The following is a 7,046-nucleotide window of genomic DNA, read 5'->3' as shown; positions in this document are numbered from 1 at the left end:
TAATTCATCACCGATTTATCGTAGCTCAAGAGCTGCCTTCTCGACGCTCGCTCACCCCGCTAGAAAACGATCACGTAAACCCGCGCTCGTTCGACATCGCCTTGCTGGTGGCTCACCGTATATTCGAAAAAGGTCACCCCTGAAAAACCCGGGGCGGCGCGGATCGTGACCGTGCCGTGGGCGGCGCGGGTAGCCGTTACCTGTCCCGCATTCGCAGCGGGAACGCTGACGTCGGTCACTGTGCTGCGGCCGGGAACGAAGTGGTTTCCGTCGGACGCGGACGGTTGGGCATGGACGTCGTTGCTGTTCAAGGGACCGTCCCCATTGAATCCCTCATCAACGGGCGGGACCACGCGGGTGGCACCAGGGGCGATCAAATAGAAGTCTGGCTGCGTAAAGAAGCTGTCGTTGACGTCGATAGCCGGGTGGCTTCCAAAGACCGCGATCCCGTTCAACACATCGGCATTGGTGATTGCGCCGACTCGCGCCGCCGCAGCCGCGCTGTTTTCATCAAACAGTCGCGTGAGTTGTGGGGCCAAATACCCCCAGATGCCCAGCTTGAATTGCGCTGCTTCCTCGCGCGATTCGATGCGCAGACCCATCGCAAAGCTGTAGGTGACAATGAGGCGCGCGGCGGCCTCGACCACGTCGTCGCGATAGACTGGCACGGGGAACCGGCCGCCAAAGTCGACCGACCGCAGGAACGGTATTAATCCCTGATTGCTGAAAAACAGGTCGTTCGGGGTCGCTTCCAGATACCGCCGCACGCCGTCGTAGTTGTAGATTTTGGTGCCTGACGGATCAGGCGGCGACGCAGCCGTTTGGAGCGCGGCGGCCAAAATCATGACGCGGATATTGTGCATGATCAGCCGCTCGGCATCCGACGCAGCGTTCGCGTCGCCCGACGCGAGCGCCGCGCTGGGCACGAACGTGAGGAGTTCGCGGTCCGCCGTAGTTGCAAACCCCGTGCCGATGATCCCAAGCTGACGCTCCAGGCGCGCCTCGGTATTTGTGCCGGTGAGCAGCGTTGTAAGCGGCGACACCGTGGTCGCGCCCGCTGGTGCGGATGCGGCCGCGGTCTGGCCGTCGGCAGTGTCGATGCCGAATGCCGTCTTGGCGACGGCACGATAATCGGCCGGAACGGAGCCGAATTGGGTAGTAAACATGGGCGTGCCCGCTTGGACGGGATAGCGGCCTTGCCGGTCGCTGGGGCGCGATGCCTGTTCGTTGGGACTGCCGAAGCCGTTCGGGAAAAATCGATAATCCGCCAGCAACGGGTAAGCCCCTTCCGCCGTCAGCACGACCGGCGGAGGCGTCGGCGCGGGCGTTGGTGCCGGTGCCGGGGTAGCAACGGGTGGCGCGCTCGCGCCACTGCTCGATCCGTCGCCGCATCCCGTCATAACAAGAGCTAAAGGAGCGAACATTGCCGTGATGCGGTAATTCATTCACCCTCCTCCCCCTGCGGAATTCGCTTCCATTGTAACCACTATGTCAAGAATAGCGGGAAGCCCTGCAACCGCTTTTTTCTCTGCCTTTTTTATCTCTTCTCTTTGTGCACGCCAGTTTAATTGCGTCCTTAGATGGATTAAGCCGTTGGTCAACAACCCCGCGTAAATCTGGCCATTCCGCTGCGCATCAATGGACGGTCGCCTTGTCGGCCGGATCCCGACGGCAGCTAACTTACCTGCGGGCTCCAAAGCTTTCCGGACAGCATCCCACCCCAAAGCTGCCATCAAGCACCGGCCGAAAACAACCGGGTGCAGGGTCCTCGACCCTGCCCGCCGGAGGCCCTTTTCTTGCCTTCACCGCCCCGCCAACATTTCCTCCACCCACGCCGGCACCAGCATGCTGGCCGGGCCGTGGCGGGCTTCGTCGAACATCGGCGTGCCGGCGGACGGTTCGAGGTTGAGTTCCAGCGTGCGCGCGCCGGCGTCGCGGGCCCATTGCACGAAGCCGGCGGCGGGATAGACCGCGCCGGAGGTGCCGATGGAGACGAACAGATCGCACGCTGCGATGGCGGCGCTGATGTCGTCGATGTGGTAGGGCATTTCGCCGAACCAGACGATATCGGGGCGCAGACCGCCTACCTGAGCGCAGGCCGGGCACTTGGGATTGCCGAGCAGCGGCCCGCGCCATGGCCGCGCCGCGCCGCAGCGGGTGCACAGGGCGGAATTGAGTTCGCCGTGCATGTGCAGCAGGTGATTGTGGCCCGCGCGGTCGTGCAGATCATCGACATTCTGGGTGACGAGGAGGAAGTCCCCGCTCCATTCCGCCTCCAGCCGCGCCAGTGCCAGGTGGGCGGCGTTGGGCACGACTTGGCCCAGAAAGGCGCGGCGCTGATCGTAGAATTGCTGCACCAGCGTGGGATTGCGGCGGAAGGCTTGTGGGGTGGCGACATCTTCCACGCGGTGGCCTTCCCACAGGCCATCGGCGGCGCGGAAGGTGGGCACGCCGGATTCGGCCGAAATGCCGGCGCCGGTGAGGATGACGATGGCGGTGTGGCGGCTCATGCAGGTTCCAGCAGGATGGTGGGGTCGGGCCACCACAGCCGCAGATAGGATTGCTGGCTGCCATCGGGGGCGATTTCCTTTTCGAGCGGGCCTTCGACGCCGCCCATGCGGGCATAGAAGCCGCGCGCGGCGGTGTTGGCGGCAAAGACGTGGAGATCAAGCCCGGCGCCGGGCGCTTCCGCCAGCGCCAACCGCGCCGCTGCACCGAGCAGGCGCCGGCCCAGCCCTTGCCCCTTGAGGCCGGGGCGGACGTGCAGATTGTCGACATGGCTGCCCCAGTGCGGATCGGCAGCGAGAAAGATGCAGACAAAGCCGGCCAGGCCATCCTGATCTTCTGCCAGCAGCACCCGCATGGCGGGATCGGGCGCGGCAAAGCGCTCGGTCCATACGCGCAGCCGGTCGGTGACCAGGTCTTGCGACAACCAGTCGGCGCGCAGGATATGGGCATAGGCGATGGCCCAGCTTGCCGCATGCAGGGCGGCGATGGCCGGGGCGTCGGCGGGCAAGGCAAGGCGCAAGTGCATCGCGGCCACGATAAGGCCGGCCGGCACAGCGCGGCAAGCAGGACGCAACCTTTGTCGTGCGCGTGCGTTGACTCACATCAATGCCGGTGCCGCATCCGGAGCCCAATGCTGCTGCGAAGGGAACGGGCATGCCGCGCGCCGCCAGCTTGATCAGCCGTGAAGTTCTGCCGTTTGCCGCGTGGTTGCTGGCGCTGGCGCTGGCGGCGCTGCTGGTCGATGCGGTGCTGCACCATTTCGATCAGGTGTGGGTGGGCCGCTGGCTGGGCATTCCCGGCGTGGCGCTTATTCTGGCGTCGCTCCATTATTCGCTGCGCAAGCGCAAGATCGTTACCCGCGGCAACCCGGTGACCCTTTTGCGCCGGCATGAATATATGGCCTGGGCGGGATCGCTGCTGGTGCTGGTGCATGCCGGCATCCATTTCAACGCAGTGCTGGCGTGGCTGGCGCTGCTGGCGATGCTGGTGAATGTCGCCAGCGGGCTGACCGGCAAATTTCTGCTGGCCCGCGCCCGCACCCGCCTGATCGACGCGCGGGCGCGGCTGACGGCGCAGGGCCTGGACGCCGCCGCCATCGATGAACGGTTGCACCGCGACAGCCTGACCATGGATCTGGTGCGCAAATGGCGGGTCGTGCATGTGCCGATCACGCTCGCCTTTGCCGTGCTGGCGACGGCGCATCTGGTTTCAACGGCGCTGTTCTGGGATTGGCAGTGATGCCGAAGCCGGGAACCCTGTTCATCCTGGTCGTGCTGTTTGGCATCATCCTGCTGGCGATCTTCCGGCCGGAACCGATGCTGGCGCCCGGCCCGGTAAAGCCCGCCCATGCCGCCATCGCCGATGATTGCTTTGCCTGCCACGCGCCGTTCCAGGGAGCGGCGGCAGAACGCTGCATCACCTGCCACGCGCCGGCGCGCATTGGCCTGTTCACCACGAAGGGCAAGCGGCTGGCGGGCGGCAAGGCGGCGTTCCACCAGCAGCTCACCACTCCTGATTGCCTGGCCTGCCACACTGATCATGCCGGCCCGGCGCTGACTGGGCACAGCCCGGTGCGCTTCCATCACGATCTGCTGAAACCCGCGGTGCGCGGCCAGTGCGCCACCTGCCACGCGGCGCCGGCCACCACGCTGCACCGCCAGTTCGCCTCCACCAGTTGCGCCACCTGCCATACCACCAGCGGCTGGAAGTCGGCGCATTTTGCCCATGATCGGCTGTTCCGGCTGGACCGCGATCACAACGTGGCCTGCACCACCTGCCATGTGGACGGCAATACGCGGCGCTATACCTGCTATGGCTGCCACGAGCACAAGCCGGCCGCCACGCTGGCCGAACATCGCGAGGAAGGCGTGCGCGGCACCATCGACAATTGCGCCCGCTGCCACCGCAGCGCTGAAGACGAGCGTGAGGGCGAGGACGATGAGTGAGGCGGTTGCACTGGCGCGCGCAAGCCGTCACAACCACGGCATGACGAAGAAACCGATCCGCATTGGTGTGCTTGGGGCTGGCGGCCGAATGGGGCAGGCCATCATTGGTGCGCTGTCGGATTGGCCGGGCCTCACGCTGGCCGGGGCGGTGGAACGGGCCGGCCATGCCAGTTGCGGCCGTCCGGCCGGGCCGGGCCATCCCGAAACGCTCACTATCTGTTCCAACATCGGTGCCATCGCCCACAAATGCGACGTGCTCATCGATTTTTCGGTGCCGGCGGCGCTGGCGGTGAGCCTGGAGGCGGCGCAGGAAGGCCGCTGTGCGCTGCTGATCGGCACCACCGGGCTGGAGGCGGAACACCACGCCGCCATCGATGCCGCCGCGCGGGATATCGCCGTGCTGCAGGCGGCCAACACCAGCCTGGGCGTCACCCTGTTGGCGCGGCTAGTCGAACAGGCGGCGCGGGCGCTGGGGCCGGATTGGGATATCGAGATCGCCGAACTGCACCACCGGTTGAAAGTGGATGCGCCGTCGGGCACCGCGCTGGCGCTGGGCGAAGCGGCCGCAACCGGCCGCGGCGTTGATCTGGCTACCCACAGCGATCGTGGCCGCGATGGCATCACCGGCACCCGCGTGGAAGGCCAGATCGGCTTTGCTAGTTTGCGCGGTGGCAGCGCGGCGGGCGATCACATGGTGCTGCTGGCCAGCGAGGGCGAGCGGATCGAATTGTGGCACCGCGCCGAAAACCGCAGCATCTTCGCGCGCGGCGCCCTGCGGGGCGCGCAGTGGCTGGCGGGGCGCAAGCCCGGCCGCTACGCCATGGCCGACGTGCTGGAATTGCGATAACGCGCCAGCGCTTCGCGGATCAAAGCGCCCACTTCGCGGCGTTCCGGCGCTGACAGGAATTGCCCCACCCGCAACCGGCGCCCGCGCGCGCTGAGGAACAGCAGCGCATCGCCCAGCGGGGTTTCCTCGAGTTCGACGCGGGTGAAGAACGGCTCCAGCACCTCTTCCACCGCCTTGCCCCACGGATCGATGCGGGTGAGGGTGAGCGCATCGTCGGCCAGCACCAGCCGTTCGCGCGCGCCGCCCGATTGGTAATTGCTCCTGAAGGCCCAAGCCAGCAGGGCAACATCGGCGATCATGAACGGAATTACCGGCCACAGCCCGAGGACCAGAAAGCGGATCGAGCCGATCAGAAACAGCACACCAATCCCCAGGATCAGCAGGCGCGCGTGATCACGCGGCAGCGAGCGATTCGGCGTGAGGGTGAGATCAAGCAGCACCCGGACTCCCTATTCGCTGCAGGCTTGCCCTGCCAGCCGCTTTGGCGGAAGGGCGACATCATGACCAAGCTCTACCAACGCCTGATGACGGCCAGCGAAATCGATGAATATTTCCGTATCCTGGCCGCCGCCCGGCCTGAACCGGAGACAGAGCTGGCCTATGGCAATGGCTATCAGCTGCTGGTGGCGGTCGTGCTGTCGGCGCAGGCCACTGATGTGGGGGTGAACAAGGCCACGAAGCGCCTGTTCGAGGCGGTGACCACCCCGCAGCAGATGCTCGATCTGGGCGAAGACGGCCTGAAACAGCATATCCGCACCATCGGCCTGTTCAATGCCAAGGCCAAGAACGTCATCGCCCTGTCGCGCCGGCTGGTGGACGAGTTCGGCGGGGAGGTGCCGCAAAGCCGCGACGTGCTGGAAACCCTGCCCGGTGTGGGCCGCAAGACGGCGAACGTGGTGGTGAACGTGCTGTTTGGCGAAGAGACCTGTGCGGTCGATACCCACGTGTTCCGCCTCGCCAACCGCACCGGCATGGCCCCGGGCAAGACGGTGCTGGCGGTGGAAAATGGCATCATGAAACGGGTAAAGGCCCCGTGGCGGCGGCATGCCCACCATTGGCTGATCCTGCACGGCCGTTATGTCTGCACGGCGCGCAGCCCCAAATGCCTCGATTGCGCCGTCGCCCACCTGTGCCAGTTCAAGGCCAAGCAGGAACTGGTTCGCTGAACGGTCATTCACCAGCCGTTCAAGCACCCGGGCAGAGCATCGCGACCATGATGAGCCTTCATGCCTTCCGAATGGCCGCCTGCGCTGTGGCTCTTGGTCTGGCCTTGCCGGCGGCGGCACAGTCACCCACGCCGGCGCCCGCCGCCCCCGAAACGCGCCAGTGCCTGCAGCTGTCGGCCTTGCGCAGCACCAATGTCGTCAACAGCCGGGCCATTGATTTCACCATGCGCGATGGCAGCGTGTGGCGCTCCAACCTGCGCTATGCCTGCCCGCAACTGGGCACCGAGCGCGCCTTTTCCTATTCGACCAGCATCGCCCAGCTGTGCGCACAGGATATCATTCAGGTGATCCAGCCGATGGCCGGCAATCTGAATGGCGCGCGCTGCGGCCTTGCGGCCTTTGAACGTCAGCCGGAAAAACCCCGGAAACGCTGACGGCAAAACCGTCTGGCGCCAACCGCCAAGCGCTGCTAACAGCACAGCCCACGCACCCGTAGCTCAGCTGGATAGAGCGCTGCCCTCCGAAGGCAGAGGTCACAGGTTCGAATCCTGTCGGGTGCGCCAATCCTTGGCAAAAGTG

At 65.7% G+C, this 7,046-nt stretch carries 9 protein-coding genes and 1 tRNA gene; 6 read left to right on the top strand and 4 right to left on the bottom strand.

Annotated features, from left to right (window positions below; translation table 11 throughout):
- Positions 1 to 59: 59 nt before the first annotated feature.
- The 3 genes from RT662_RS07680 to RT662_RS07670 form a co-directional block, all read right to left on the bottom strand.
- Positions 60 to 1,445, bottom strand: coding sequence for a hypothetical protein (locus RT662_RS07680; RefSeq protein ID WP_313670123.1), 1,386 nt, complete (start codon positions 1,443 to 1,445; stop codon positions 60 to 62).
- Between the two features lie 357 nt (positions 1,446 to 1,802).
- Entirely contained in the window at positions 1,803 to 2,510 is a 708-nt protein-coding gene (locus RT662_RS07675; RefSeq protein ID WP_313670122.1) for an NAD-dependent deacylase, read from the bottom strand.
- Positions 2,507 to 3,034 carry a GNAT family N-acetyltransferase gene (locus RT662_RS07670; RefSeq protein WP_313670121.1) on the bottom strand — a complete coding sequence of 176 codons (528 nt, stop codon included), beginning with the start codon at positions 3,032 to 3,034 and terminating at the stop codon, positions 2,507 to 2,509. The genes RT662_RS07675 and RT662_RS07670 overlap by 4 nt, the downstream gene beginning before the upstream one ends.
- Positions 3,035 to 3,162: 128 nt before the next feature.
- On the opposite strand from RT662_RS07670, the gene RT662_RS07665 reads away from it, so the two are divergent.
- Genes RT662_RS07665 through dapB form a run of 3 tightly spaced genes read left to right on the top strand, consistent with a single transcriptional unit; the run spans position 3,163 to position 5,301 of the window.
- A complete protein-coding gene (locus tag RT662_RS07665; protein ID WP_313670120.1) occupies positions 3,163 to 3,747 on the top strand; it encodes a hypothetical protein in 585 nt (194 codons plus the stop codon).
- Positions 3,747 to 4,454 (top strand): cytochrome c3 family protein, encoded by a 708-nt coding sequence (locus RT662_RS07660; protein WP_313670119.1) that lies wholly within the window; start codon positions 3,747 to 3,749, stop codon positions 4,452 to 4,454. The genes RT662_RS07665 and RT662_RS07660 overlap by 1 nt, the downstream gene beginning before the upstream one ends.
- A 40-nt stretch (positions 4,455 to 4,494) precedes the next feature.
- Positions 4,495 to 5,301 (top strand): 4-hydroxy-tetrahydrodipicolinate reductase, encoded by an 807-nt coding sequence (gene dapB, locus RT662_RS07655; protein ID WP_313670118.1) that lies wholly within the window; start codon positions 4,495 to 4,497, stop codon positions 5,299 to 5,301.
- Here dapB and RT662_RS07650 read toward each other — a convergent pair.
- Complete coding sequence (locus tag RT662_RS07650) at positions 5,268 to 5,741, bottom strand: DUF2244 domain-containing protein (RefSeq protein WP_313670117.1); 474 nt, start codon at positions 5,739 to 5,741, stop codon at positions 5,268 to 5,270. The two genes, dapB and RT662_RS07650, sit on opposite strands and share 34 nt — an antisense overlap.
- A gap of 84 nt (positions 5,742 to 5,825) precedes the next feature.
- On the opposite strand from RT662_RS07650, the gene nth reads away from it, so the two are divergent.
- The 3 genes from nth to RT662_RS07635 all read left to right on the top strand — a co-directional run bounded on the left by nth (position 5,826) and on the right by RT662_RS07635 (position 7,030).
- On the top strand, positions 5,826 to 6,467 hold the full coding sequence (gene nth / locus RT662_RS07645) for an endonuclease III (RefSeq protein ID WP_313670124.1): 642 nt from the start codon (positions 5,826 to 5,828) through the stop codon (positions 6,465 to 6,467).
- Between the two features lie 86 nt (positions 6,468 to 6,553).
- The gene (locus tag RT662_RS07640) at positions 6,554 to 6,901 is read left to right on the top strand and encodes a hypothetical protein (protein ID WP_313670116.1); all 348 of its coding nucleotides are present in this window, start codon (positions 6,554 to 6,556) and stop codon (positions 6,899 to 6,901) included.
- Positions 6,902 to 6,953: 52 nt separating this feature from the next.
- Positions 6,954 to 7,030: transfer RNA gene (locus RT662_RS07635), tRNA-Arg, on the top strand.
- Positions 7,031 to 7,046 lie beyond the last annotated feature (16 nt).

Origin of the sequence: Sandarakinorhabdus sp. (assembly GCF_032115815.1) — a bacterium.
Taxonomy (GTDB): domain Bacteria; phylum Pseudomonadota; class Alphaproteobacteria; order Sphingomonadales; family Sphingomonadaceae; genus Sandarakinorhabdus.
Note: the sequence above shows the minus strand (reverse complement) of the source record. Positions and strands in the feature narration are given on the sequence as shown.

Coding starts and splice junctions, on each gene's coding strand:
- RT662_RS07680 (WP_313670123.1), bottom strand. CDS start 1,445: ATGAATTACCGCATCACGGCAATGTTCGCTCCTTTAGCTCTTGTTATG.
- RT662_RS07675 (WP_313670122.1), bottom strand. CDS start 2,510: ATGAGCCGCCACACCGCCATCGTCATCCTCACCGGCGCCGGCATTTCG.
- RT662_RS07670 (WP_313670121.1), bottom strand. CDS start 3,034: ATGCACTTGCGCCTTGCCTTGCCCGCCGACGCCCCGGCCATCGCCGCC.
- RT662_RS07665 (WP_313670120.1), top strand. CDS start 3,163: ATGCCGCGCGCCGCCAGCTTGATCAGCCGTGAAGTTCTGCCGTTTGCC.
- RT662_RS07660 (WP_313670119.1), top strand. CDS start 3,747: ATGCCGAAGCCGGGAACCCTGTTCATCCTGGTCGTGCTGTTTGGCATC.
- dapB (WP_313670118.1), top strand. CDS start 4,495: ATGACGAAGAAACCGATCCGCATTGGTGTGCTTGGGGCTGGCGGCCGA.
- nth (WP_313670124.1), top strand. CDS start 5,826: ATGACGGCCAGCGAAATCGATGAATATTTCCGTATCCTGGCCGCCGCC.